At 42.6% G+C, this 25,688-nt stretch carries 20 protein-coding genes and 1 other RNA gene; 15 read left to right on the top strand and 6 right to left on the bottom strand.

The window, feature by feature from the left end:
- Positions 1 to 18: 18 nt before the first annotated feature.
- The gene (locus tag D6V41_RS00945) at positions 19 to 1,332 is read right to left on the bottom strand and encodes a type II toxin-antitoxin system HipA family toxin (protein ID WP_136249621.1); all 1,314 of its coding nucleotides are present in this window, start codon (positions 1,330 to 1,332) and stop codon (positions 19 to 21) included.
- Positions 1,329 to 1,676, bottom strand: coding sequence for a helix-turn-helix transcriptional regulator (locus tag D6V41_RS00940; RefSeq protein ID WP_136249620.1), 348 nt, complete (start codon positions 1,674 to 1,676; stop codon positions 1,329 to 1,331). The genes D6V41_RS00945 and D6V41_RS00940 overlap by 4 nt, the downstream gene beginning before the upstream one ends.
- A 529-nt stretch (positions 1,677 to 2,205) precedes the next feature.
- Here D6V41_RS00940 and D6V41_RS00935 point away from each other — a divergent pair.
- From D6V41_RS00935 to rpsO, 8 genes are all read left to right on the top strand, one after another.
- On the top strand, positions 2,206 to 3,177 hold the full coding sequence (locus tag D6V41_RS00935) for an alpha/beta hydrolase (protein WP_136249619.1): 972 nt from the start codon (positions 2,206 to 2,208) through the stop codon (positions 3,175 to 3,177).
- 214 nt (positions 3,178 to 3,391) lie between these two features.
- A complete protein-coding gene (locus D6V41_RS00930) occupies positions 3,392 to 6,325 on the top strand; it encodes a methyl-accepting chemotaxis protein (RefSeq protein WP_168710920.1) in 2,934 nt (977 codons plus the stop codon).
- Between the two features lie 377 nt (positions 6,326 to 6,702).
- Positions 6,703 to 7,161, top strand: a complete 459-nt coding sequence (gene rimP, locus D6V41_RS00925; RefSeq protein ID WP_136249617.1) for a ribosome maturation factor RimP — start codon at positions 6,703 to 6,705, stop codon at positions 7,159 to 7,161.
- Between the two features lie 50 nt (positions 7,162 to 7,211).
- Positions 7,212 to 8,705: a transcription termination factor NusA gene (gene nusA, locus D6V41_RS00920; protein WP_136249616.1), complete on the top strand. Its 1,494-nt coding sequence runs from the start codon at positions 7,212 to 7,214 to the stop codon at positions 8,703 to 8,705.
- Positions 8,706 to 8,728: 23 nt separating this feature from the next.
- Entirely contained in the window at positions 8,729 to 11,338 is a 2,610-nt protein-coding gene (gene infB, locus D6V41_RS00915; RefSeq protein ID WP_136249615.1) for a translation initiation factor IF-2, read from the top strand.
- A gap of 102 nt (positions 11,339 to 11,440) precedes the next feature.
- Positions 11,441 to 11,827: a 30S ribosome-binding factor RbfA gene (gene rbfA, locus D6V41_RS00910; protein ID WP_136249614.1), complete on the top strand. Its 387-nt coding sequence runs from the start codon at positions 11,441 to 11,443 to the stop codon at positions 11,825 to 11,827.
- Positions 11,828 to 11,829: 2 nt separating this feature from the next.
- Positions 11,830 to 12,774, top strand: a complete 945-nt coding sequence (truB, locus tag D6V41_RS00905) for a tRNA pseudouridine(55) synthase TruB (protein WP_136249613.1) — start codon at positions 11,830 to 11,832, stop codon at positions 12,772 to 12,774.
- A 153-nt stretch (positions 12,775 to 12,927) separates the two neighbouring features.
- Complete coding sequence (gene rpsO / locus D6V41_RS00900) at positions 12,928 to 13,197, top strand: 30S ribosomal protein S15 (protein WP_136249612.1); 270 nt, start codon at positions 12,928 to 12,930, stop codon at positions 13,195 to 13,197.
- Positions 13,198 to 13,277: 80 nt separating this feature from the next.
- On the opposite strand, the gene D6V41_RS00895 is transcribed toward rpsO, so the two are convergent.
- Positions 13,278 to 14,018: a coiled-coil domain-containing protein gene (locus D6V41_RS00895; RefSeq protein WP_136249611.1), complete on the bottom strand. Its 741-nt coding sequence runs from the start codon at positions 14,016 to 14,018 to the stop codon at positions 13,278 to 13,280.
- A 265-nt stretch (positions 14,019 to 14,283) separates the two neighbouring features.
- Here D6V41_RS00895 and D6V41_RS00890 point away from each other — a divergent pair, with 265 nt between their 5' ends.
- Positions 14,284 to 16,650, top strand: coding sequence for a putative bifunctional diguanylate cyclase/phosphodiesterase (locus tag D6V41_RS00890; RefSeq protein ID WP_241664380.1), 2,367 nt, complete (start codon positions 14,284 to 14,286; stop codon positions 16,648 to 16,650).
- Positions 16,647 to 17,531 (top strand): amino acid ABC transporter substrate-binding protein, encoded by an 885-nt coding sequence (locus D6V41_RS00885; protein ID WP_136249609.1) that lies wholly within the window; start codon positions 16,647 to 16,649, stop codon positions 17,529 to 17,531. Before D6V41_RS00890 ends, D6V41_RS00885 begins: the two co-directional genes overlap by 4 nt.
- A gap of 50 nt (positions 17,532 to 17,581) precedes the next feature.
- On the opposite strand, the gene ssrA is transcribed toward D6V41_RS00885, so the two are convergent.
- Positions 17,582 to 17,940: a transfer-messenger RNA gene (gene ssrA, locus D6V41_RS00880) on the bottom strand.
- Positions 17,941 to 18,127: 187 nt separating this feature from the next.
- On the opposite strand from ssrA, the gene D6V41_RS00875 reads away from it, so the two are divergent.
- Together D6V41_RS00875 and D6V41_RS00870 are read left to right on the top strand one after the other, a co-directional pair.
- Positions 18,128 to 18,553 carry a pseudouridine synthase family protein gene (locus D6V41_RS00875; protein ID WP_136249608.1) on the top strand — a complete coding sequence of 142 codons (426 nt, stop codon included), beginning with the start codon at positions 18,128 to 18,130 and terminating at the stop codon, positions 18,551 to 18,553.
- 85 nt (positions 18,554 to 18,638) lie between these two features.
- Positions 18,639 to 20,768: a TonB-dependent receptor gene (locus tag D6V41_RS00870; RefSeq protein WP_136249607.1), complete on the top strand. Its 2,130-nt coding sequence runs from the start codon at positions 18,639 to 18,641 to the stop codon at positions 20,766 to 20,768.
- Positions 20,769 to 20,827: 59 nt separating this feature from the next.
- Here the strand turns inward: D6V41_RS00870 and smpB are convergent, their stop codons facing one another.
- Positions 20,828 to 21,295, bottom strand: a complete 468-nt coding sequence (smpB, locus tag D6V41_RS00865; RefSeq protein WP_136249606.1) for an SsrA-binding protein SmpB — start codon at positions 21,293 to 21,295, stop codon at positions 20,828 to 20,830.
- A 140-nt stretch (positions 21,296 to 21,435) separates the two neighbouring features.
- Between smpB and D6V41_RS00860 the strand changes: the two genes are divergently transcribed.
- Positions 21,436 to 21,867: a type II toxin-antitoxin system RatA family toxin gene (locus D6V41_RS00860; RefSeq protein ID WP_136249605.1), complete on the top strand. Its 432-nt coding sequence runs from the start codon at positions 21,436 to 21,438 to the stop codon at positions 21,865 to 21,867.
- Positions 21,867 to 22,193, top strand: coding sequence for an RnfH family protein (locus tag D6V41_RS00855; protein ID WP_136249604.1), 327 nt, complete (start codon positions 21,867 to 21,869; stop codon positions 22,191 to 22,193). The genes D6V41_RS00860 and D6V41_RS00855 overlap by 1 nt, the downstream gene beginning before the upstream one ends.
- 12 nt (positions 22,194 to 22,205) lie before the next feature.
- Here the strand turns inward: D6V41_RS00855 and ppsR are convergent, their stop codons facing one another.
- Positions 22,206 to 23,018 carry a posphoenolpyruvate synthetase regulatory kinase/phosphorylase PpsR gene (gene ppsR, locus D6V41_RS00850; RefSeq protein WP_136249603.1) on the bottom strand — a complete coding sequence of 271 codons (813 nt, stop codon included), beginning with the start codon at positions 23,016 to 23,018 and terminating at the stop codon, positions 22,206 to 22,208.
- 192 nt (positions 23,019 to 23,210) lie between these two features.
- On the opposite strand from ppsR, the gene ppsA reads away from it, so the two are divergent.
- A complete protein-coding gene (gene ppsA, locus D6V41_RS00845; RefSeq protein ID WP_136249602.1) occupies positions 23,211 to 25,586 on the top strand; it encodes a phosphoenolpyruvate synthase in 2,376 nt (791 codons plus the stop codon).
- The last annotated feature ends 102 nt before the right edge of the window (positions 25,587 to 25,688 follow it).

Raw genomic sequence — 25,688 nt, 5'->3', positions numbered from 1 at the left:
GGGTATTTTTTTGCATCTTCACTGGTAAGTTCGCGTTTTTGTCTTAATCATAAGTTCATCCTGAAGATTAGACCAGTGCGTCTTAAGCACATCTTTGTGCGCGCTGTTCATCGGTAGTGTTTCTAACGCTTCCGGCCACAATTCTCTGGCCTTATCCATTGTATCGTCCAAATGCGGCCTGATGGCTCGCCATGGAATACCCGATTTATCTGCCCATGATTTAAAGTGCGTCATCGTGACTGTGTACCATTCTTTAGTTTTGCTAAGGTTAAGTGCGTATTTTGCTTCGTTTTGGATATACACATTGGTCGTAACGATATCGTAAGCAGGAGAAAGTCGAGGTGTAACCTTATCTGGATACAGCAAACTCCAGTTTTTCAAATGCGCGTCGCCATTTGCCAAGAGAATATTTACCAGCAATCGCCTCGCGAATTGTTGCGCGTCGGTCAATCCGTCGCCGGAGAAATTGTAAATTACTTTTCCGATACTCTCGTAATTGGCGGCAGTGTACTTTTCATGAGGGTACTTCACGAAAATTTGAGCAAAATCCTCCATGTGAATGCGCAAATTGTCATTACGATCAAATCGTTTAATTGCAAAGGCCTGCTTTTCATCTGGCAAGTTAATTTGCGGTAGATTGTCTAATTTATCCAAGTCTACGAGTTTGATTTCAGGGATATCAACTCCGGCCAGAGCGGCCAATGACATTGCTGTGTATTCGTTCAGCGGCACAAATTTATGCTTAGTTGAAGGTGTTTTGATAATCCAATCGCCAAGCACATCATCTTTTGATAGGTTGTATCGCCCATCTTTTTCCTTCATGGAAAATTTCATTTGCACACCAGCCAAAGAAAACTTATTTTCTCTTCCTTTTTTGTGAAGAGCATCTTTATCGAACTTAACCGCCTTAGCCTTTCCATGCGTGTTTAGTATGCTTAATAGAAAGACGGGAACATCTTCAGGCTCCATCGGTGTAGCTTCGATTGCACCCGGCAAGTCTTCGCCAAGATATGAGAGAATATGAAATTCATTGTCTATGTGCACCTTTAGACCCTGGGCAATCAACTCGCGCAATGAGCCTTCTGGGAGTAAATTTGAAAGCACTGGGTGTAGCCGCTGGTTTCGTACCCATGGTTCAGCCATCACCTTGACCGCGTTCAAAAATGAGGGGTGAGTAATAAGACTGAATGTCGGGCGAGCAGGATCGTTTTTAAATGAGTCTGCAATGCTCAATACATTGCGGCCATTTTTGAACCCTGCGAGATAGCCGATCAGCACACCATGAATTGAGAGCTGTAGAACATTTACTTCATCATTGCTATCTGTGTTCACTCATTGTCTCCCAGCAATCCCTGCCATGGATCATCGGACAGTGGGCTACTTTGCTCTTTTCCGGTCAAGTTTGGCTTGGTTAGCCCCCTAGTCGATGGCTCAGAGTTTATATGTGCATCGTCGGCCAGTATTGCCAGTACAGCATTCAATTTTTCTTGAGGTATCAGCAGTAATTCACTTTTGAGCCCCTTTGCGACTAGCTCAAGCGTATCAAGGCGGGGATTACCTCTAGATTCCAATCGCTGATATTGCTGACGCGACATGCCAACGCGCAGCATCATATCATGTTGCTTAAGTTGTAATGCAGTACGGCGTTCTTTAATTTGTTTCAGTAAAGAATTCATGGAGAAATATATAAGTTGCTATTTACCGATTAGAAACATATTAGTTTCTTTTTTATCATTTAGCAATATACAAGTTGCTTTAAGAATTTGAGCGTTGGAATAGTGTAAAAAGAAACATATAGTTTGCTTTTTTTAAAACTCTTTAATTTATTATTGTTGATTACGAATGGAATAAAAATAAGAACGTGCCATGTTACAACGATAATTGTGATTAGTTCTATTTCTCACACTAAACTAAGTCGTATCGCTTTTCGACTATCATATATACAGGTTCAGCATTCATTTCCTCAAAATTACCTTTTTCGTAAAGTTGACGAAAACGCCAAATATCAACGGCTACTGAACCGCTGTAATATTAGTTATAGATAGTTATTATCGACGTTATGCGGATAAAGACTATTTGATATTCAAAATCATCCGTGCTTACTGTATCAAACACCATCGTTCATGTTTATTGCCTAAATTTAAAAGACCTAGTATGGTTTAGCTATTGGTTAAAAAACACACAAAAAGTGAGAGGGAGTTCAGTATGCTATTTCTTACCAATAGAGAACCTAAACAGTCCATTAAAAGCAAAAAAGGGCGCAAATTCGATTTCGATTTACGTATTAATGCCCCTTCAAACTCGGTATTTTGTTGTGAACGCACGGGTGAGGGCAAGTATGAAGAATTAGGCGCCTTTGAATGGTTTAAGCGTATTCGAGAGCTTAAAAACTGTTCTAACATTCTTTTTTATATTCATGGATTCAGTAACTTACCCGAGCCTGATATTTTTCCTCGTGCAGAGCAGCTTCAAGCGATGTTTGACGGAAAGCCGGGCGATAAAGTGTTGGTCATTCCAATTATATGGCCCTGCGATAACGATATTGGCATTGTTAAAGACTACTGGGACGACCAGACCAGCGCTGATATGTCTGCCTACAGCTTATACCGTGCGCTGGACTTTTTTTTAAAGTGGCGACACGAAGAGACACAAGATGAGCTGTGCTTAAAACGCATTAATATTTTGGCGCATTCCATGGGTAATCGCGTATTTAGAGAGTCTCTAGCCGCTTGGGAGAAGTACAGTTTAAAAAGCGGCGTGCCGATGATATTCAGAAATGTGTTTTTAGTGGCCGCCGATATCGTCAATGAATCTTTAGAGCCGCATCACAGAGGACGTTTTATCGCCCAATCAGCACGAAACGTCAGCGTGTATTACGCATCCGATGATCTGGCGCTCAGGGCAAGCAAAGCATCAAACCTTAAAAACGCCATAGCCTCTCGTCGGCTTGGTCATTCTGGGCCAGAAGATATGCGCAAAGTGCCGTCTAACGTGTTTGCTATCGATTGTGATGATATTAACACCGCATATGATTTTCCCTCAGGACATAGTTACTTTTTAACAGATAAAGATGGTAAACCCGGAGCGATATTTGAGCATATGTTTGAATCCATCGATACCGGCAGAGTGCCGCTTGACGATATTCCAAACCGTCGACACCGTATTCGTGACAAGTAAAATAATCAAAAATCGTATTCTTAAAGCGATTTTTAAAAGCCTGGGGCATGAATAGGTAAATATACCTAGGCTTATTCTTTTCTGATATTAAGATACTTTTCAATACTGCCGATACGCATAACTAATGAGCGTTTTTTACTCAACGAATTTATCACGACGTAAACACGCCCCGGGAATAAACCCTTGTTATTGCGATAAAGCAGGAAAGCACATTATGTTCAGCGTATTAAAGAATCTTCATTTTGAGAGATTGCTCGGTAAATCTTACTCACTGAAACAGCAATTAAGTAAGACCTTTCTATTGGTAGGTCTTTTGCCCTTATTACTAATTAGCATTATCGCAACCTGGTTAGCCAGCAGTATGACCACTGATATGGCCAACCAAAATCTGGAAGCACTAAAAGCAAATAAAGTCGTTGCGATTGAAAAATACGGGAGCACTATTGTCAATCAGGTTCTGACAGCATCGAATGATCCTAACACTGCAACTAATTTAAAATCTGTTATTCGCGGGTTTGAAAACGCAATAACCCAATCGCTTGATAAGCAGTCTGAGCAAAATACGCTTGATGAAGCACTTAATCGATTAGGGAATGAACTCGCCCAGTACTACAACAACGAGTTTTTGCCACGTTACCAAACCTTGAATGACGGGCAAGGCGTAGACACAAACGCACTGATCAGTGCGCTTAATCCCGAAGCTATTCTTTTGCAACATGCTTATATTCAAAACAACCCGGCCCCCCTGGGTAGCAAGCACGAAATGTTTGAATCTGCACTTGGTAATGATTACGACAGCGCACACAAATTATTGCATCAGAGTTTTAAAGAGTATCTCGAGCGTTTTGGCTACTACGACATATTTTTGGTGGATAACAAAGGCTTTGTGGTTTATTCAGTTTACAAAGAATTAGACTTTGCAACGAATTTGCTAACAGGACCATATGCGAGCAGTGGCCTTGGGCAAGCTTTTCAAGCGTCATTAAACTTGAGTAGTCCTGATGAGTATGCGCTTATTGATTATGCACAGTACACACCCTCATACGAGGCGCCCGCCAGTTTTATCTCTTCACCAGTTTTTGATGGCAATATACGGATTGGCACATTGATTTTTCAGATGCCTCTTGATGCGATAACCGCCGTTATGTCAGAAAGACGAGGTTTAGGAGAAACGGGAGAATCTTATCTTGTAGGCGAAGATATGTTAATGCGATCGGATTCGCTTAAGTTTCCGGATAGCTATAGTGTTGATGCCTCATTCAGAGATGGTCGACAAGTCAATACAGAAGCCGTAACACTCGGTTTGTCGGGTAAGTCTGGAGTAATTGAGCAAGTAAATTACCAAAATGAACCGGTTATAAGCGGCTTTATTCCTGTGAAGTTTGGTTCACTTGACTGGGTATTGATCGCGGAGATTGAATCAGGCGAAGCTTATGCTGCCGTAAGCAAATTGCGCTGGATAGTAATCGGAATTTGTCTCGGTGTAATTGGTCTTGTGATTTACATCGCCATGCGGGTAAGTGACAAAATTATTGCTCCTGTGGATGCAATGAAAGCTGCAATGGCTTCAATCGCCGAAAATACTGATTTTAGCCAGCGTGTTCAAGTACAAAGCAAAGATGAAATAGGTCAGTCTGCAACAAGCCTCAATCTTCTTTTAGAAAAACTTGAGGTGAGCATAAAAGAAACGAATGATGTTGTAACAGCAATGTCAAATGGTGACTTCGAGCGTCAGGTAGAGTCAGATTTTCAGGGAGATTTGCTCACGTTGAAGCAAGGAGTAAACCGTTCATCGAAGGCGATGAAGCAGTCAATTAGCGAAGTAAACAGAGTCGTAGGTGCGTTGGCAAAAGGCGACTTTAACACAAAAATCACTGCAGAAATGCAGGGTGATTTAGCCAGTCTAAAAGATGGAGTAAATACATCCGCAGATGCCGTAGCAGAAGCAATTCATCATATTATGAAGCTGATTAACGCCATGTCATCGGGTAATTTTAATTACAAGGCAAATGCCAGTTTAGTAGGAGAATATGATGTTTTAGCTAAACAAGCAGATTCGGCAATGTCCTCAATCGACTCAGCCTTGAATCAGATTGATACCGTAATGGCCGATGTTGCAAACGGCAAATTATCATCAAGAGTTTCTGTCGCGCTTCCCGGTCAGCTTGACGACATTAAGGTCAAGTTAAACTCTTCTCTGGATGCTGTTAGCAATGTATTTAGTGAGACAGAGCAAGTGCTTAAGTCACTCTCACAAGGAAAACTTAACAAGAAAATTCACACTGAGTTCCCTGGGCAGTTCAATATTTTAAAAGTGAGTGCAAATGCGACCGTAGAAAAACTCACTGAGGTTGTTTACGAAATCAAACAGGCGTCGGTCACGGTAAGCGCAGGTGCTGAAGATATCGCTAGCGGTAACAGCAGTTTAAGTGCTCGCACTGAACAACAGGCGAGCGATTTAGAGCAAACGGCTGCAAGCATGGATGAAATTACAAGTACGGTAAAACATACAGCCGATAATGCAGTACACGCGAATAACATTGCATCTGAAGCCAAACAGCACGCTCAAACTGGCGGAAAAGTGGTTAAAGAAGCGGTAGTGGCAATGGAAGAAATCAATCAGGCAAGCGCAAGGATTGCGGATATTATCAGCGTGATTGATTCGATAGCTTTTCAGACGAATTTACTCGCTTTAAATGCAGCGGTTGAGGCAGCAAGGGCGGGTGAACAAGGCAGAGGTTTCGCTGTAGTGGCAAGTGAAGTTCGCAATTTGGCAGGGCGAAGTGCAAACGCAGCTAAAGAAATAAAGAGTCTGATTGAAGACACAGTAAATAAAGTCGAAGCGGGCTCTGAACTTGTGAATAAGTCTGGAAAGACCTTGGCTGACATTATTCAGGAAGTGGATAATGTAAGTAGCATAGTAAGCGAGATTTCTACTGCTGCAAACGAACAAAGTGTTGGTATCAGTGAAATTCATAAGGCCATTGAATCTCTGCAGATGCTCACCCAGCAAAACACAGCATTAGTTGAGGAGGCCGCTGCAGCGAGCGAAGAGCTTGGGTCTCAGGCAAAAGGCATGAATGAACTGATGGAGTTTTTTGAAGTTGAAGAAACACAAGATCCCCTTATGTTAGTGAAAGCCAGTTAGATTTGGCATTTATCTAATAAGGTTTGCGTATCGCACGGTATGCAGTTATACTACTTGCGCTGAATTTGCAGAGCTAAGATAAATTCTATGGTTTGCATATTCAGTCGAGCGGCATCAATCTCGCTGATGAGATGTGTTGTAGCAAGGGACTGTATCCACCGCTAGTACCTCGGGTACTCGGTGAAAAGAATTCTATAAAGGCTCCGCTTGATCGGGGCTTTTTTATTTTTGTTTCGTAGGTATTAAAGCCTGGTGCTTTAGTTCGCCCTCGGTAGCAAGAAGTAGACTGGGCTATATGCCCTTTTTTTGTATGTGTTTTGCCATGCTTGTACGCATAGTTCTGTATAAGCGGCAGAGAAAATCTCACGGAGTAAAGATTGTCTCAGTTAGAGAAAAAATTGACTGAAATGCTTAGTCCTGCGGTAGAAGCGATTGGTTTTGAACTTGTCGGCATTGAATTTATAAGAGCGGGTAAGCATTCAACATTGCGCGTTTATATTGATAGCGAAAACGGAATCGACGTGGATGATTGCGCCGACGTAAGCTATCAGGTCAGTGCAATTCTGGATGTAGAAGACCCAATTTCAACAGAATATAACCTTGAAGTCTCATCACCCGGAATGGATAGACCTTTATTTAAACCGGAACATTATGCAAAAGTCGTAGGCGAAGAAGTGAATGTTAAGCTTAATTTGCCGCAAGATGGAAGAAGAAACTTCAAAGGTAAATTATTAGAATCTAACGATTCGCACATCCATGTCGAAGTGGATGGTCAAACTTATATTCTTCCCATTCAGAATATAGGTAAAGCGAATTTAGTACCAAATTTCGATTGATTTTCGAGTAATACGGGGATGTTTGCCGCGCGGCAAGCAAAAAGGAAAATATGAGCAAAGAAATATTATTAGTTGCAGAAGCTGTTTCAAACGAAAAGCAAGTGCCCAGAGAAAAGATTTTTGAGGCATTGGAGTTTGCCCTTGCCAGTGCAACCAAAAAGAAAAACGAAGGCAATATCGAAGTTCGTATCTCGATTGACAGAGAAACCGGTGAATTTGATACTTTCCGTCGATGGTTAGTGATTGAAGATGACCAGGAACAAGAAAATCCATATGCAGAAATTACCCTTTCTGCCGCGCAAATTGACGAGCCTGACATTCAAATCGGGGACTATGTTGAAGAGCAAATTGAATCAATAGCCTTTGACCGAATTACGACTCAAACAGCGAAGCAAGTTATTGTTCAAAAAGTACGTGAAGCGGAACGTGCGCAGATGATTGCTGAGTACGAAGATAAAGTCGGTGAACTTGTTACCGGAACGGTAAAAAAGGTCAATCGCGACAATGTAATTGTTGATTTAGGCAATAACGCAGAAGGCGTAATTTTCAGAGATGATATGTTGCCTCGTGAAACGTTCCGCCCGGGTGACCGGGTTCGTGGATTGCTCTATGTGATCCGCCCCGAAGCACGTGGTGCACAGCTTTTCATCAGCCGCACGCACCCCGACATGTTGGTAGAGCTATTCAGACTTGAAGTGCCTGAGATTGCAGAAGAGACCTTAGAGATAAAATCGGCAGCGCGTGACCCGGGTGCGCGTGCTAAAATTGCAGTTAAAACCAATGATAAGCGCCTAGATCCTGTTGGCGCTTGTGTCGGTATGCGCGGATCGCGTGTTCAGGCCGTGTCCAGTGAACTTGGCGGCGAGCGTGTTGATATCGTGCTGTGGGATGAGAATCCGGCGCAATATGTGATTAACGCTATGGCGCCTGCTGAAGTGGCATCGATTATTGTTGATGAAGATACACGCACAATGGATGTTGCGGTAGAGAGTGACAATCTGGCGCAGGCAATTGGTCGAAATGGTCAGAACGTTCGCTTGGCAAGTCAGTTGACAGAGTGGGAACTCAACGTCATGACGATTGAAGATATGAACGCCAAGCATCAGGCTGAAGCTGAAAAGGTATTAGAAGTTTTCACAAAATATCTGGATATTGATGAAGACTTTGCAATGGTACTTGTTGATGAGGGCTTTACTACCTTGGAAGAGGTGGCATATGTTCCGGCACAAGAACTCCTAGAAATTGAAGGACTTGATGAAGATATCGTCGAAGAACTTCGTTCAAGGGCAAAAGCCGCATTAACGACGCAAGCGTTGAAAAACGAAGAGTCTTTAGAAGCTGCAGAACCGAAACAAGAGCTTCTTGATTTGGAAGGTTTGGATAGACACGTAGCATATGTTTTGGCAAGCCGAGGAATTACTGACCTTGAAGGGCTTGCTGAACAGGGCACCGACGACATTAGTGACATAGAAGAATTGACCGAAGAACAAGCGGGCGAACTTATTATGAAAGCGCGCAACATCGTTTGGTTTAATGAAGAGTAAGGTCAAGGGGAGATAAGAGCACTATGGCAGAAGTATCGATAGAAAAGTTAGCCAGTGACATCGGCACCACTGTTGACCGTTTGGTTCAGCAGTTTAAAGAATCTGGTGTTGAAAAAAGCGCTAGCGACAATGTAACAGAAGAAGAAAAACAAAAGTTACTGGATCACTTAAACAAACAGCATGGTGGCGCAGGCGCCAGCGCTCCAACAAAAATGACCTTGCAGCGCAAAAAGACGAGCACTTTGAGTGTGGGTAAATCGCGCAATGTAAAAGTTGAAGTACGCAAAAAACGGACCTACGTGAAGCGTAGTGACCTTGAGGAAAAGCGTTTAGCTGAAGAAGAAGCGGCTCGAAAAGCAGAAGAAGCGCGCTTAAAGCGAGAAGCGGAAGAAAAAGCTCAGGAAGAGGCGAAAAAAGCAGCGCTTGAAAAGCAAAGACAGGCCGAAGAAGCGCGCAGAAAGCAAGAAGCCGAAAGACAAGCTCGCGCAGAAAAAGCCAAAAAAGAAGCTGAAGAGCGTAAATCCTCTGAGTCAAAACTGAGTGACGAAGAGAAGCAGGCGCTAGAGGCAAGTCGAGCAGAAGCTGAGCGAATTAAAAAGCAGCAAGAAGAAGAAGCCCAGAAAAAACTGGAAGAAGAAGCGAAGAAAGCCGCTGAAGAAGCTCGCAAGCTTGCCCAAGAAAATGAGCGTCGCTGGAAAGAAGAAGAAGAGCGTCGCAAACGTGAAGAAGCAGAAGAAGTGCATTTGCATTCAAATCGTTATGCACAAGAAGCAGAAGATGAAGAAGATATGCAAGTTGAGCGTAGCTCACGCCGTCGCAAAAAATCGAAGAAAAACGCAGGCGAGCATTTAAAACAGGGCTTTACAAAGCCCGTAACCCCGGTGGAGAGAGTGGTAAAACTAGGCGAGACAATTAGTGTAGGCGAACTAGCCAGCCGCATGGCGGTAAAAGGTACAGAAGTCATTAAAACCATGATGAAAATGGGTGAAATGGCAACCATTAATCAAGTGCTTGATCAAGAGACAGCTATACTTGTAATTGAAGAGATGGGTCACAAGTACGAAATCGTGAATGAAAATGCGCTTGAAGACGAGCTTATTGCAAACGCAGGTGACGGTGAATTAGTTACGCGTGCTCCTGTTGTGACAATAATGGGTCACGTTGACCACGGTAAGACCTCATTGCTTGACTATATTCGACGCGCAAAAGTTGCTGATGGTGAAGCAGGCGGCATAACGCAGCATATTGGTGCTTATAGCGTACAAACTGATTCAGGGCGCATCGCATTTTTAGATACGCCAGGTCACGCTGCATTTACCGCCATGCGCGCACGTGGTGCAAACGCAACTGACATCGTAATACTGGTTGTAGCTGCAGACGATGGCGTAATGCCACAAACCAAAGAGGCGGTCCAGCACGCAAAAGCTGCGGGTGTACCTTTGATTGTTGCGGTTAACAAAATGGATAAAGAAACGGCCGACCCTGATCGCGTTAAGACTGAACTTTCTCAGCTTGAAGTAATTTCAGAAGAATGGGGCGGTGACTATCAATTCGTCAATGTATCTGCAAAAACAGGTATGGGGATTGATGAGTTGCTTGATGCTATTAATTTGCAGGCAGAATTACTTGATTTGAAAGCAGTCGAGAATGGACCGGCTCGTGGTATTGTTATCGAATCGCGTTTGGATAAGGGACGTGGTCCTGTGGCCTCTGTTCTTGTGCAGGCCGGGCAACTTAAGCCAGGCGACATTTTGTTATGTGGTGAAGAGTATGGTCGAGTACGAGCTATGCGTGATGAGCACGGTGCTGAAATCAAGGTTGCCGGCCCATCAACACCTGTAGAAGTCCTGGGACTTTCTGGTGTACCTATCGCAGGCGAAGATGCACTGGTTGTGGCAGATGAGCGAAAAGCCAGAGAAGTTGCCGCTAAACGACATACCAAGCAACGTGAGTTAAAACTGGCCAAACAGCAGAAAGCGAAACTTGAGAATATGTTCGCAAATATGGAAAGTGGCGATGTGTCTGACTTAAACGTTGTGCTTAAAGCTGACGTTCAAGGCTCTGTAGAGGCCATTGCAGAAAGTTTGACCAAACTTTCTACCGACGAAGTGAAAGTTAATATCATCGGTAGTGGAGTAGGTGGAATTACCGAGACAGACGCTTCACTTGCAGCAGCATCTAATGCCATTATTGTTGGCTTTAACGTGCGTGCCGACGCAACTGCACGTAAGGCGATTGAAGCAGAAGAAATTGACTTGCGCTATTACAGCATCATTTATGAGCTAATTGATGAAGTGAAACAAGCAATGAGCGGGATGCTTGCGCCAGAGTTTAAGCAGGAAATCATTGGACTTGCTGAAGTCCGTGATGTGTTTAAATCGCCTAAGCTTGGTGCAATTGCCGGCTGTATGGTGACAGAAGGCGTCATTAAGCGCAGTGCGCCAATTAGAGTACTTCGCGATAACGTTGTTATATACGAAGGTGAACTAGAGTCACTTCGTCGCTTCAAAGACGACGTGCAGGAAGTGAAGAAGGGCATCGAATGCGGTATTGGCGTGAAAAACTATAATGACGTTAAAGTTGGCGACCAAATCGAAGTATTTGAGACCGTCGAAGTTAAACGTACGATTTAAGGTTTTTATCAGCAACAGCGTGAACAGTAAGTGGAGGCCTTTGGCCTCCCTTTTTTTCCCAAATTTGTTCAGACAGAATAGACAAGGTTTATCGAGGATCTTATGGCGAGAGAATTTTCGCGGACAGACAGAGTAGCTCAGCAAATTCATAAAGAGGTTGCGAGCATTTTACAGCATGAGTTCAAACATCGAGAGCCAGAGGTGGGAATGATCACCGTATCTGGCGCAGAAGTCTCGCGTGATTTAAGCCATGCCAAAATTTTCATTACGTTTTATGTGAATGATGAAGAGAAAATCAAACATGACCTGAAAACGCTTCAGGATGCAAAAGGCTTTATTCGCGGTGTTTTGGCAAGAAGGGTGCGCATGCGGAATATCCCATCTCTGCATTTTGTCAGAGACAGTTCGATTGTTGAAGGAGCACGCATTTCAGCGCTAGTAAACGAAGCAATAGCAAACGACAAAGCTAAGAAAAAAGATGAAGAGTAGCGGTGGGAAGACGTAACAAGGGTAGGCAAGTCAACGGGATTCTGCTGGTAGATAAACATCAGGGCGAATCATCTAATAGGATTGTGCAACAGATCAAGCGCCTTTATGGAGCAGCAAAGGCAGGTCATACGGGTGCACTTGATCCTCTTGCAACGGGTATGCTTCCTGTTTGTTTGGGAGAGGCGACTAAATTTTCTCAGTTTTTACTGGATGCTGATAAGACTTACGAAGTTGAAGCGCAACTGGGAATTAGAACCGACACTTCTGATGCAGATGGGCAAGTAGTAGAAACACGTGACGTCAAGGTAAGCAAAACGCAGCTTTTGGATGCACTAGAAAGCTTTCGAGGTGAAATTCAGCAGGTGCCTTCGATGTTTTCAGCGCTAAAATATCAAGGGCAACCGCTTTATAGCTATGCGAGAAAAGGCATAGAAGTTCCCCGTGAAGCGCGAGATATCACTGTATATTCAAACGACTTATTAGCCTTTGAAAACGACTGTTTACGTCTAAAAATACATTGCTCGAAAGGCACGTATATCAGAACAATTATTGATGATCTGGGACAGTTGCTAGGTTGCGGAGCGCATGTACGCATGTTGAGGCGAACACAGGTTGCAGACTTCCCAAATCAGATGCATAGCGTTGAGTATTATCAACAACATGTTGAAGATATTAATGATGAGACAGAAAAGTATAGTCGCTTAGATGAATTGCTATTGCCAATGGACACACCAGTATTATCGTTAAAACCAATAGTGCTGAGTCAAGCAGATGCCCAGTGCTTTTTGCAAGGGCAACAAATCAGGCAACGTGACTCAAACTACGATTGTGGCACTTTATGTCGAGTTTATTCAAGCTCAGATAATGCGGATAAGACTTTCTTAGGGGTGGCAATTATTGATGAATCGGCACGGATTCAGGTGAAACGCCTGGTGGTATATTCGTAAATCGTGTTGATAGGAAAGACGTGCAACACAAACTGAACAGCCTCTTTTAAAGTGCTTGTGCTTGCAGTTTTGTTTGATATCAGTATACTACGCGCTCTTTTTCGACAGCACTGAATTAGTGATCGGGCTGTCATCATAAAAATTGGAGAAATTATGTCACTAACTACACAAGAAACAGCAGATATTATTGCAGAGCATGGCTTAAAAGAAGGCGATACGGGCTCACCTGAGGTACAGGTTGCGCTTTTAACCGCCAATATCAACAAGCTTCAAGGTCATTTTAAAGACCACAAGAAAGACCACCACTCACGTCGTGGTTTGTTACGCATGGTTTCACAGCGTCGTAAGCTTCTTGATTATCTGAAAGGTAAAAACCTTGATCGTTACCAAGCATTGATTAATAAGCTTGGACTTCGCCGATAAGGCCCTCAAGTCATTAAGAAACAAAAAACCACTTCAAAAGAAGTGGTTTTTTTTGGTTTAAATTATTTATTATTTTAGAACTAAATGGTTTTTACAACCAGTTCATCCACTTTCGCTTCCAGCGCGTTTAATTCCTGAAGCAGATTCGTATTTCGCTTTTCAAGCAGTAAAATTTTCTCTTGCAGCTCTCTAATTTGGCTGTTTTGCGAGGAGTTAGCATCGGTAAAGCTTTCAAACTCAACCTTCGCTGCTAATAAATTATTCGCTTGTTCCGTAATTTTGCTATTCAGACTGTCAATACGCGTCGCAAGTTGTGCAACTGAGCTCTGCGCGCCATTCGCTTTTTTAAGTACATCATCAAGTTTTGTGTCAACATTCGTTTTCAAACTGACAACATCGCTGTTTAATTCTTTGATTTCCGCCTGATTTCGTCGCCAAGCTGAAGCCCAGAGTTTATCCATTTGATCCCACAACTCTTCAGTCTTTTCAGATAATTCGGTCAGTTTGACTTGCAGTGCGACTGTGCTGTTGCCAATTTCTTCACCCGTAGCAGAAAGTCGGTTTTCTAAAGACTGTAAACGATTTTGGTTTTCAACAATCGTTTGCTGACTTTTTTGCAGTTCGGTAAACAAATAGGCGCTGAAAGCGCAGGCAATAAGCGCTACAACTAAAACCAGAATAAATAAACCTTTACCAGTACTTGAACCAGAACCGCCGCTTCCAGAAGTCTGGGTATTTGATTTTTTAGAGCCCGCCGGGATCCGGTCGCTTACATCTACATTTATAGGGGCAAAGTCCGTATCTTTAGCATTTGACGACATGGTAACTCACTTCGAATATTTTAGTTTTATAGTAATTATGCTTTGTTGGACTCTCATCATACAATAAGTTTAGTTTTCTGCTAATAACTTTGTCAGTTCTTGACCATTTAAGGGCAAGTTTACTGTTTTTTTTGCATTCGCGAATGAACATCATATATGATGCATGCACTGAAGTGGACATATGCATTCTATGAAGCTAAATCGCAAGCTCTCTTTTACACTCGCAATAAGAAGTCTAATTCTCCTGATTTGCCTGGGCCTGTTAATGGCCTTTTTGCAAACGGTTTTTGATTTTAGAGAACGTCAGTCAGAAATTAAAGAAACGATTGATTCGATCGTAACGTCTGCTCGCGGTTCAGCGGCCAATGCCGTTTACTTACTTGACAAAGAGCTTGCACAGCAGGTCATCGTTGGATTGTCTTATTTCGATTTCTTTAGTTATGTGGCCATCATTGACGACCAAGGTAACGTGATGGCTTTTTATTCGCGCCAGGAAATGGATGAGAACGTCGCAATAAATACCAGCTATAACCCGATTCTCTCGTTAATAACCGATAATTTTGAACGAACGTCGGTACTGCTTACTGGTGAAGACCTGGCCGAGGGCAGGCCACATATTTACGGCGAAATGGTGATCATGATCGATCATCATGTTGCGCTTTCCGGTGTATACGACAGAGCTATTCGAGCCTTTGCTATTGCGCTTGCTGGCTATATGTTTCTGACCCTCGCTTTAAGTATTATTTATCATTTCAGCTTGGCGGCGCCATTGATGCGTTTATCAAAACGCTTTGGTCGCGTGAATACGCAATCTATTGCAACCCAAAAAATTAGCCATTTACAAGGGCATGAGCATGACGAGTTTAGCCTGATCGTCAACTCTGCAAACGATATGCTTTCGCGTATTTCTTCTGGACAGGTTTTATTAACAGAACGCTCTCAGCGTTTTCGACTCATTCTTGATACTGCACCTGCGCTGATATATTCGTTAGATAACAACCTTGATTTCGTGTTTGCAAACAAGTCAACAGCTTCTTTTTATGGCTACTCTATTTATGAATTAAAGGGAAGATGTGCCGAAGACGTGATCACGCCAATTGACGGCGATTTAATGAAGGTGATAAAGCAGTTTATTGCATCGACCAAACGGCAAATAAGCAAAACCGTTCCTATGCGAAATGCCAGTGGTGTTGAATGTTTTATGGAAATGAATCTGGTTAAATTTAAAACACCAGAAGGCCACAGTATTCTGGCGACAGCATCCGATGTAACAAAGCGTGTTAAAGCAGAAGAGAAGATTGAGTCGCTTGCATATTTTGATCCACTGACTTCTTTGCCGAATCGAAACAAGGTGTATGAGGTATTGAATCGTTCCTCAGAAAGCGAAAGCGGCATGTACGGAATAGCCGCAATTGCAGACCTTGATCAATTTAAGCGAATTAATGATACCTTGAGTCACAGCGTTGGCGACCAGCTCATTGTTAAACTGGCGCGGCGCCTGCAAAAAGAGTTTGCTTTTTCTGATCTGATAGCTCGATTAGGCGCAGATGAATTTTTATGTATTGAAGAAAACGTATCTGATAATTTAAAAACCGCTACGAATGGCGCAGAGGTTTTAGGCGAAAGGCTGCGTACATGCATCAATAAAGAAATCGAAATTGGCTTACATAGCTATGCTTTGTCTGCGAGTATCGGTGTGATTGTCTTTAAAAAAGGACAGTCTAGTGCAGATGAGATTCTGCAATATGCAGACACAGCCATGTATGAATCAAAGCGCACGGGTCGAAACAAAGTAACCTTATTTAAAAATGAAATGGCAACTCAGGCAGCGGAGTTACTAAAGCTTGAGCGCGACATTATGAAAGCCATGTTTCGCGATGAATTTTATTTTGTGCTTCAACCGCTCGTTGACTCAGAAAATCATGCGGTGAAAGGCGCTGAAGCGCTGATGCGATGGCGAAAAGACGGAAAAACCGTCAGCCCGGCTGAATTTATCCCCTTTTTAGAAGAAAGTGCACTGATTGTCGATGTAGGAGAGCGCATCTTAAATTCAGTCTGTCAGTACATTAGTGAGCTAAAAGACCGAGATATGTTACCCAAGGACTTTAAAGTTGCGGTAAATATCAGTGCCAAACAATTAGCTCGTCATGATTTTATCGAGACAGTCTCCCGCATTTTGCAAAAGCATAAAGTTTCCGGTAATAAATTAGAGTTTGAGATTACAGAAAGTGTCGCTTTAAACAATATGGCGGACACCATTAAAAAAATCGTAAGCTTAAAAAAAATGGGTATCAGTTTCTCATTAGATGACTTTGGAACAGGCTACAGTTCGTTAAGTCATTTAAAAGATCTGCCTGTAGACAAGCTCAAAATTGACCGTTCGTTTATTAATGACATCACAGTTGATAAACAAGATGAAAATCTGGTACGGTCAATTATTCAACTGTCGCGAAACCTTGGCCTTACAACGGTTGCAGAAGGCGTAGAAACCCAGGCTCAGGTTGAATGGCTAATGTTAAATGGCGAGTTATTGTTGCAAGGTTATTTCTTTAGTCGTCCCTTAGAGATAGCCGATTTTGAAGAACAATACTTAAATACCGTTAAATCTAAAAATGCGAATTTAGGTAAATGAGATTTCTGATAAGCATTCTGTTGATTTTCCTTATCGTCAAGCACAGTGATGCTTGCGAAATCAAGCATCCCGGCAAGCAGGGCGAAAATGACGCAAGGCAGGTTTATCCCTTGCAGCTATTATCCTTAATTCTCAAAACCACCGAAGAAGAGTTTGGTAAATGCACCTTGGTTGATGTTGGTGGGGTGAGTCAAAAAAGACAGATTTCGTGGCTAGATCAAAACAATGATGAATTGGACATTGCATGGTTGCCTGCAAGCGAGCAGACGAATGAAATACTTACACCTATCCCCGTACCAATTAGAAAAGGCCTGTTAGGATGGAGAATACTGTTAATTCACCAGGATAACCTTCAACAGTTCGAGTCAGTTAAAAGTCTCAATGACCTAAACATTTTTTCAGCAGGGTATGGCAGCTCTTGGGGCGATTTATCGGTTATGCAATACAATTTTGCGCGAGTAATAACAAGCGGTAACTATGATTCGTTGTTTGAAATGCTTGCTCATAAGCGCTTTGATTTTTTATCAAGAAGTATTTACGAAGCTTATGATGAAACAATACTGAGAAATACGAGCAAGCCAGAGATTATCATTGCGCCTAAAATAGCCTTGCGTTATCCGCAAGTCGACTTTTTTTACGTGAGCAAGTCCAACCAGGCATTAGCAAAGCGCATTCATCTGGGAATGGATAAGCTGATTCGAAACGGAAAATTCAATACGCTTTTTTATGGATTTTATGCAGACTATATTCGCAAGGTAAACATGTCAGAGCGTTTAATCATTGATTTAGAAAATCCGTACTTGCCCGACAATGTGCCTCATGATGACCCTGAACTTTGGTTTCAGTTAAATGAGGTTGATAAATACGCGATGTATCAATAGCAATAATTCAGGTACAAAAAAAGACGCCATCAAGCGTCTTTTTTTGTGTTTGGTGGAGCTGGCGGGAATTGAACCCGCGTCCAGAAAACGTCAACCTTTGGTACTACATGCTTAGTTTGCCTTTTATTTAACCCTATGAACTCCGACAAACAGGATTTCTTCGGGCTGGCCTAATACTATTTCGCGGTTCAACCTTAGGCAAGTTTCCCTCGCTAGTCTATTAGTATGACCTTCCAAACCTTCACGAATAGACAACGGCTGAAGTGGAAGGGCCTATACAGGTTATTAAGCTGCTAGTGCGTAGTTTTCGTCGTTTGCGACTATTTTTTTGCGGCTTTTTAAAGAGGCCAACCGCACCTCTGCATGCACCTCCGGCATCATTGAATCCTGTCGAATCCAGAGCAGCCCCGAGATATTGGTGTATATTAACATATAACCTTACGCAAAATATATATATTTGCTTACTTGAACAATTTCAATCCCTGAAGGTGTAATTGTTTGATTCATCTCAGATAAATTAAAATTAGAATAGATTAGACTATACAATTCCAATAAAAGTTTGCTAACGTAAACGAAAATGCCTGTTACCGGTTCTAATGCGCTCTAAATCATTTAACTTTTATCATCTGTTGCTGTGCTTAGTCTTGGCCTTTAATGCTGTGCTTAATGCATCGGCATCAGGCCACAATTTAAGTGCGTTAAATGCGTTGAGTGATGATGATGTACTCATTATCTGTACTGGAACGGGCACAAAATGGATAGACAGTAAGGTTTATTTTTCAACGGGTAAAATCGTTGAGGTCGAGGCGCCTAAGCAGTTTAATAGCGAGCAAATACAGTCAGCCTGCCTTAGTTTTCATGCTTTTGACAGCAAACCCGTCTCATTCGATAGTTCGCTGTCTTTTAAGCTTCCATTCTCCACCATTCATTCAAACATTGTCGCAGATCATAGCCTCTCTATAAGCAATCCCTTCTTCGTCCGTCCACGTTTACGTGCACCTCCTGCTTTTCTCATTTCATAAACACCCTTCGTAAATTTTTGATAAGCATACACAGGTAAGACTCACCTGAGTTTTACCATGTGTTATCACGTAATGAGAAAGCGAGATGATAAAAACTAAAGTAAACAAATCCAAATCATATTTTATTGCTATGAGCGGGCTATTGATTCTAACTTCAGTCTCTTTTTACAGCTCAGCAGATGTAAATGCAGCCATTGATGAAAATAAACGAGACTATCTGGAATCTATCGAAGTTGTCGGTCGCGTAAACAGCTTTGTAAATGAATCTGAAATGGACTTAGGTGCAGCAAGTTCACCCGATATGAGAGCGCAGATTAGCGCACTGCCGGGTTTGAATGTAAATGGAAATGGCCTGGTCTCAGGAATTGTGCAATATCGGGGACTGTTTGGCGAACGAGTGCGAGTCAACGTAGATGGCAGTGAAGTTATTGGGGCAGGCCCAAATGGGATGGATCCACCTCTTTCTCACTTAGTTGGTTCGCTGTATCAGCAAATTACATTGCACCAGGGAATTGCACCTGTTTCAGCTGGTACAGAAACAGTTGGTGGAGCAATTGAGGTCAATGAGTTTTCTTTTGATGTTAATTTAAATAATACTTGGCGGACTGAGGGAGGCCTTACAGGAAGCTATATGCACAATGATAGTCGTGCGCTTAGTGCGCTTGTGTTTACTACGGGCTATCAAAAATACTTTGGTGTGAGCGCAGATCTTCAAGAGGGTGACAATTATGAATCGGGTGATTCTCGTATTATCCCATCAACATTTTACGAACGTAATGCTGTTAAAATCAGGGCGGGCTTAGAGCAGGGGGCACATCGCCTTGATTTATTAGTGGGTAAGCGTAACACAAACGAATCTGGCACTCCCGCCTTAGCCATGGACATTCTTTTTGTTGATTCGCTGTGGTACCGATTACGTCATGAATATAGAGCAAACGATAACTGGCGAATCTCAACACTCTTATTTGGCAATCAAAATGAACATGATATGAACAACTATACGCTCAGACAAGCACCCATGCCTGCGATGCAGCGTCTGAATCAGACCGAAGCCGACGCTGCAGGCGTGCAGAGCAAAGTAGAAATTGATTCAAATGCCGGAACAACAGAAATTGGTATGGATTATTTAAAGCGTACTCACGATTCCAACATCAGTAATCCAAATAATCCCATGTTTTTTCTGCTTAACTTCAATAATGTGCAGCGCTCAAGGATATCAGCTTTTTTTGAATATACGCGCCAATCATCAGATATGAAGTGGCAAGCAGGCGCGCGCGTTAGCGAAGTAAGCACAAGTGCCGATGCAATTGCGACGAATATGGCAATGATGAATGCTAATGTTGCGAGCTTGCAAAATAATTTTAACATGCAGACGCGCACGCGGGATTTTTCGTTATTTGACCTTGTGGCAAAGATATCGGTGCCGCTTTTTGAACTACCTGACTGGTCATTCACCGCTTCAGCGGGTATCAAAGAGCGCGCACCTTCTTACAATGAACTTTATAGCTGGTTTCCTCTGGGGGTATCTGCTGGATTGGCGGATGGACGAAACTATTTAGGTAATCTGGATCTCGATAAAGAAAGCGCCAATAAAATCGATTTAAGTGTCGACTATGCTCAAAGTAATTATGCTTTGCACGCCAGTGTTTTTTATAACAAAGTTGACGACTATATCCTTGGCACACTTTCTAACAATCCCGCCGCAAACATGATTGCGATGATGAACAACACATTAGCGCCGCTACAGTGGAATAATACTGATGCAGAACTTAGCGGATTTGAACTTAGAGCTAACTTTCAGCTAAATGAGCATTGGCTTTTTGAAGGCTTCGTGGAATATGTGAGAGGCAAACAAACCACACCGATTGAGCAAGACTTATATCGTCTGGCGCCATTAAATGGCTCGTTTAACGTGCATTATTCTCAAGACAGTTGGCAGTGGCGTCTCGATGCACGCTTTGCAGCGGCTCAAAACAAAGTGGCTGAGCAGCAAAATGAGCGTCCAAGTGCAGGTTATGTGGTACTCAATTCACAAATTGACTACCAAGTTTCAGAACGCTTGTCTTTAAGTCTCATTGCTGAAAATTTACTGGATAAAAATTACAGCGATCATTTGGCAGGCATTAATCGCGTCGCAGGAACTCAAGTCGCATTGGGTGAACAAATACCCAGCCCTGGATTGAATTTGGGCGCATTTGTGCAATATCAGTTTTAAGGAAAAAACGCACAAAGGGGGATAAATATCCCCCATCTTCATATATTTTAGATGTTAACTTAACCGTGTTTCATTACACGCTCTTTTTGACGCTGCCAGTCTCTGTCTTTAATCGCATCACGCTTATCGTGTGCCTGTTTACCTTTTGCAAGCCACAATTCTACTTTCACCCAGGAGGCTTTCCAATACATAGCGGTGGCAACCATTGTGAGCCCTTGTCTTTCAAGGCCGCCAATAAGGTGATCAATCTCACGCTGATGCAACAAGAGTTTGCGCGTTCGGGTAGGGTCGCAAACCACATGACTGGACGCTTGATTTAGCGGCTGAATATTAATATTGGTAACGTAAGCTTCACCGTCTTTAATAAATACATAAGCATCCGTTATATTGCATTTACCTGCTCGAATAGATTTTACTTCCCACCCCTGTAGTTGAAGGCCAGCTTCAAACTTGTCAAGCAGATGATATTCATGTCGCGCCTTTTTATTCAGTGCGATGGTGTTATTATTGGATTTATTCTTTTTCATAGTGCGTATTATACCGCAGTTGTAATATTTGTCTTTGAAATTAGGTTGATTTTTAGTATTTTCAACCCATTTAATTGCGCGATACAGGCGAACGAAAATAGCCTGCTTTTAAAACGCTGTAGAGGTAGTGATTAATCGGTATGCCCAAAATAAGTAAAAATGCGCTGGTATCATACAGCGCAAAACAAATGTATGACTTGGTTAATGATGTGGATGCCTATGATCACTTTTTGCCCGGGTGTCGGCAAAGTGAAATTCTTGAACAGTCTGAAACACACATGAAAGCCCGAATGCTGTTAAATAAAGCAGGCGTTGAGCAAGAGTTAGTCACACTTAACACTCTTGAACCCGGCCGGCGCATAGACATGAGACTTGCTCAAGGGCCATTTAAGTCTCTGGAGGGAGGATGGCGGTTTACGCCCTTATCGGATGAAGCATGCAAAATTGAGCTTGAATTGGATTTTACGTTTTCCAGCCGTTTGGTGGAGTTTGCGTTTGGTAAAGTGTTTAAATCCCTAACCAATAATATGGTTAAAGCGTTCACTGAACGCGCAAAAAAGGTATATGGTTAATGGCTGAACACCTTTCAATAGAAGTCGCCTACGCTTTGCCAGATAGGCAGTCGCTGATTACCTTGAATGTGGCTGACAATACTACGGTTGAAGAAGCCATTAAACAGTCAGGTATTTTAAACATTTACACGGATATTGATTTAAATGAAAATAAGGTCGGGATCTGGAATAAGACCTGTAAATTAAGCGACCCAATCAAAAATGGGGATAGAATCGAAATTTATCGCCCGCTAGTTGCTGACCCTAAAGAAGTGCGTAAATTGCGCGCTCAAAAAGCGAAAGAAGAAGGGCGCGCAAATAAAGTGACAGGTGGCAAGCCCTCGTAAATCAGCTTTGCCTTAATATTTTCTTCTTTTAAGGCCCGTCTGCGCTAATATTTTGGCAGAAATCTCTTCTACAGAATATTTGGTGCTGTTTAAAAATGGGATTTTTTCTTTTCGATATAAGTTTTCGACTTCCCGTAATTCCATTCTACATTGCTGCATTGATGCGTAACGGCTATTTGCTCTGCGCTCCGAACGTATGGCATGAAGCCTGTCGGGAGAAATCGTTAGACCAAATAATTTTTGTTTAAAACGGCGCAACATAGGCGGAAGTTTGAGCATATCCCCCATATCTTCTTCGGTAAAAGGATAGTTTGCGGCTTTAATTCCGTATTGCAACGCCAAATACAAACTCGTGGGTGTTTTACCTGAACGAGATACACCAACCAGTATAATATCAGCCTCATGGTAGTCCTTAAGATTTGAGCCATCATCGTTAGCAAGCGCATAGTTTACCGCTTCAATACGAATATCGTAGGTTTGCTCATGCATACTGTGTGTGCGGTGTTTCACTGGTTTTGAGGGTACTCCAATAACTTTTTCCAAAGGCGCAACAAACTGGTCGAGAAAGTTGTAATTGATGCCAACGGAACTTGAAATGATTTTGCCAACCTCAGCATTTACCATGGTAAAAAATACAAGCGGACGCTCACCGGTTTTTTGAAATGATTGCTCTATCTGATCTAAAACGTCTTTCGCATGTTGTTCGGTTTCAACAAATGGAATAGTAAAATGTTCAAATTCTACAGGGAACAAAGATAGCAAAGCATGCCCGAATACTTCTGCTGTAATAGCTGTACCGTCAGATATATAAAACGCCGCGCGCACAACATCTCCTTAACATTGTTGTAATTTTATAACGAAAAAAATTAAATTTTACTTTGCGCGCCTACCCAACTTAAAATCACGCAGTGCAATAAACTAGCACGTTTCAATAATTTGTAATACATGCTGAAAAGTTTCAGTCGTGTGTCGCTTAAATACAATGTTAATGATAGCAGTTTGCTGGAGGCCACAATAGTGCAGGATTACGTTCTTTGGTATCAAGAATTGGGGATGGACGACGTTAGCCGCGTAGGCGGTAAAAACGCTTCATTAGGGGAGATGATATCAAACTTGTCGAATGCGGGAGTGCAAGTTCCGGGAGGCTTTGCTACCACTGCGCATGCGTTTAACGAGTTTTTAGTTCAAAGCGGCGTGGAAGCTAAAATCCATGAAGTACTGGATGCGCTGGATGTAGATGACGTTAATGCACTCGCTAAAGCTGGCGAACAAATTCGAAACTGGATCCTTGAAACGCCATTTCAAGCAGAGCTTGAGTCACAGATAAAGTCTGCTTTTGAGACACTATGTGCGGATGCAGGCGATGAGGCTTCATTTGCCGTTCGCTCCTCGGCAACTGCTGAAGATATGCCAGATGCGTCTTTCGCCGGGCAGCAAGAAACGTTTCTTAATGTTAAAGGCTACGAGTCTGTTCTAGTGGCGATAAAACACGTCTTTGCATCTCTTTTCAACGACCGCGCTATTTCATACCGTGTACACCAAGGATATGACCACAAAGGCGTCGCACTCTCTGCAGGCATCCAGCGAATGGTCAGAAGCGACAAAGCAGCATCTGGTGTTATGTTCACAATTGATACCGAATCCGGGTTTGAAGATGTAGTATTTATCACCTCATCATTCGGTTTGGGCGAAATGGTCGTTCAAGGCGCGGTGAACCCTGATGAGTTTTATGTGCATAAGCCTACGCTATCTGATAACAAACCTGCTGTTTTGCGCCGTAATCTCGGTAGTAAATTAACAAAAATGATTTATTCAGATGACTTGTCGCACGGTAAGCAAGTGGACATTGTTGACATTGCGCCAAGTGAATCAAAGCAATTTTCTATTAGTGATGAAGAGGTCATGGAACTTGCAAAACAAGCCATGATCATTGAAAAGCATTATCAACGTCCAATGGATATTGAGTGGGCAAAAGACGGTATCGACGGTAAGTTATACATTGTTCAGGCTCGGCCAGAAACGGTAAGAAGCCGCGAAGATATGCAAGTGATTGAGCGCTTCCAACTTAAAGATGCAGCACATACTTTGGTATGTGAGGGGCGGGCAATCGGTCATAAAATAGGGGCGGGGACTGCAAAAGTCTTGTCGTCCATTGCAGAGATGGACAAAATCGAACAAGGTGATGTGCTTGTCACTGATATGACGGATCCCGATTGGGAGCCTATCATGAAAAAGGCATCCGCTATTGTGACAAATCGAGGGGGGCGTACCTGTCATGCCGCGATTATTGCAAGGGAAATGGGCATTCCTGCGGTAGTAGGATGCGGTAATGCAACAGATACGATCCAAACCGGAGACAAGGTAACTGTGTCATGCGCTGAGGGCGACACGGGCTATATCTATGGAGACGTGCTTGAGTTTGACGTTACTACTTCTCGTATCGATGCCATGCCAGATCTGCCATTCAAGGTCATGATGAATGTCGGTAATCCTGATCGCGCGTTTGATTTTGCTCGCTTACCCCACGAGGGAGTTGGCTTAGCCAGACTTGAGTTTATTATCAACAGGATGATTGGCGTTCATCCAAAAGCTTTATTAAATTTTGATGAGCAACCTGATGAACTTAAGGACGAAATTAACGACATGATTGCCGGTTATGAATCGCCTGTAGAGTTTTATATCGAAAAGTTAGTTGAAGGTATTGCTTCTATTGGTGCAGCATTCTCGCCTAAAAAAGTCATTGTGCGCATGTCAGACTTTAAATCCAATGAATACTTTAATTTGGTTGGCGGTTATCAGTATGAGCCAGATGAAGAAAATCCGATGCTGGGTTTCAGAGGGGCAAGTCGTTATATTTCTGAAGATTTTAGAGATTGTTTTGCTTTGGAATGCGAGGCTATTAAGCGCGTTCGAAACAAAATGGGATTAACCAACGTTGAAATTATGATCCCCTTTGTTCGCACGCTTGAAGAAGGTCAGCAGGTCATTGAACTGTTAAAAGAGCAAGGTTTAGTGCAAGGTGAAAATGGTCTGCGCGTTATTATGATGTGCGAACTGCCTTCAAATGCGCTGCTGGCGGATCAGTTCCTGGATATTTTTGATGGCTTTTCCATTGGATCAAATGACTTAACTCAGCTCACTTTGGGACTTGATAGAGATTCTGGATTGATTGCACACTTATTTGATGAGCGTAATGATGCGGTCAAAGCGCTCCTTTCGATGGCAATAAAAGCAGCAAAAGCGCGAGGGAAGTATGTAGGCATTTGTGGTCAAGGTCCTTCAGATCATGAAGATTTTGCAGCCTGGCTTGTAGAACAGGGAATTGATAGCGTCTCACTTAATCCCGACACGGTAGTTGAAACGTGGCTTTACTTGGCGCAACAACATAGCTAGTTTATTGAAGTAAATTGAAGTGTTCATGATTGGCAGCACCTATTTGGTGCTGCTTTGTCATTTTCCTCCCACTCAAATCACTATCGTCAAAAAGTCTGTCCA

This window comes from Ningiella ruwaisensis (assembly GCF_004798935.1).
GTDB lineage: Bacteria > Pseudomonadota > Gammaproteobacteria > Enterobacterales > Alteromonadaceae > Glaciecola > Glaciecola ruwaisensis.
This window is presented reverse-complemented; position numbering and strand designations above follow the sequence as displayed.

Coding starts and splice junctions, on each gene's coding strand:
- D6V41_RS00940 (WP_136249620.1), bottom strand. CDS start 1,676: ATGAATTCTTTACTGAAACAAATTAAAGAACGCCGTACTGCATTACAA.
- D6V41_RS00935 (WP_136249619.1), top strand. CDS start 2,206: ATGCTATTTCTTACCAATAGAGAACCTAAACAGTCCATTAAAAGCAAA.
- D6V41_RS00930 (WP_168710920.1), top strand. CDS start 3,392: ATGTTCAGCGTATTAAAGAATCTTCATTTTGAGAGATTGCTCGGTAAA.
- nusA (WP_136249616.1), top strand. CDS start 7,212: ATGAGCAAAGAAATATTATTAGTTGCAGAAGCTGTTTCAAACGAAAAG.
- infB (WP_136249615.1), top strand. CDS start 8,729: ATGGCAGAAGTATCGATAGAAAAGTTAGCCAGTGACATCGGCACCACT.
- rbfA (WP_136249614.1), top strand. CDS start 11,441: ATGGCGAGAGAATTTTCGCGGACAGACAGAGTAGCTCAGCAAATTCAT.
- rpsO (WP_136249612.1), top strand. CDS start 12,928: ATGTCACTAACTACACAAGAAACAGCAGATATTATTGCAGAGCATGGC.
- D6V41_RS00895 (WP_136249611.1), bottom strand. CDS start 14,018: ATGTCGTCAAATGCTAAAGATACGGACTTTGCCCCTATAAATGTAGAT.
- D6V41_RS00890 (WP_241664380.1), top strand. CDS start 14,284: ATGGCCTTTTTGCAAACGGTTTTTGATTTTAGAGAACGTCAGTCAGAA.
- D6V41_RS00885 (WP_136249609.1), top strand. CDS start 16,647: ATGAGATTTCTGATAAGCATTCTGTTGATTTTCCTTATCGTCAAGCAC.
- D6V41_RS00875 (WP_136249608.1), top strand. CDS start 18,128: ATGCGCTCTAAATCATTTAACTTTTATCATCTGTTGCTGTGCTTAGTC.
- D6V41_RS00870 (WP_136249607.1), top strand. CDS start 18,639: ATGATAAAAACTAAAGTAAACAAATCCAAATCATATTTTATTGCTATG.
- smpB (WP_136249606.1), bottom strand. CDS start 21,295: ATGAAAAAGAATAAATCCAATAATAACACCATCGCACTGAATAAAAAG.
- D6V41_RS00860 (WP_136249605.1), top strand. CDS start 21,436: ATGCCCAAAATAAGTAAAAATGCGCTGGTATCATACAGCGCAAAACAA.
- D6V41_RS00855 (WP_136249604.1), top strand. CDS start 21,867: ATGGCTGAACACCTTTCAATAGAAGTCGCCTACGCTTTGCCAGATAGG.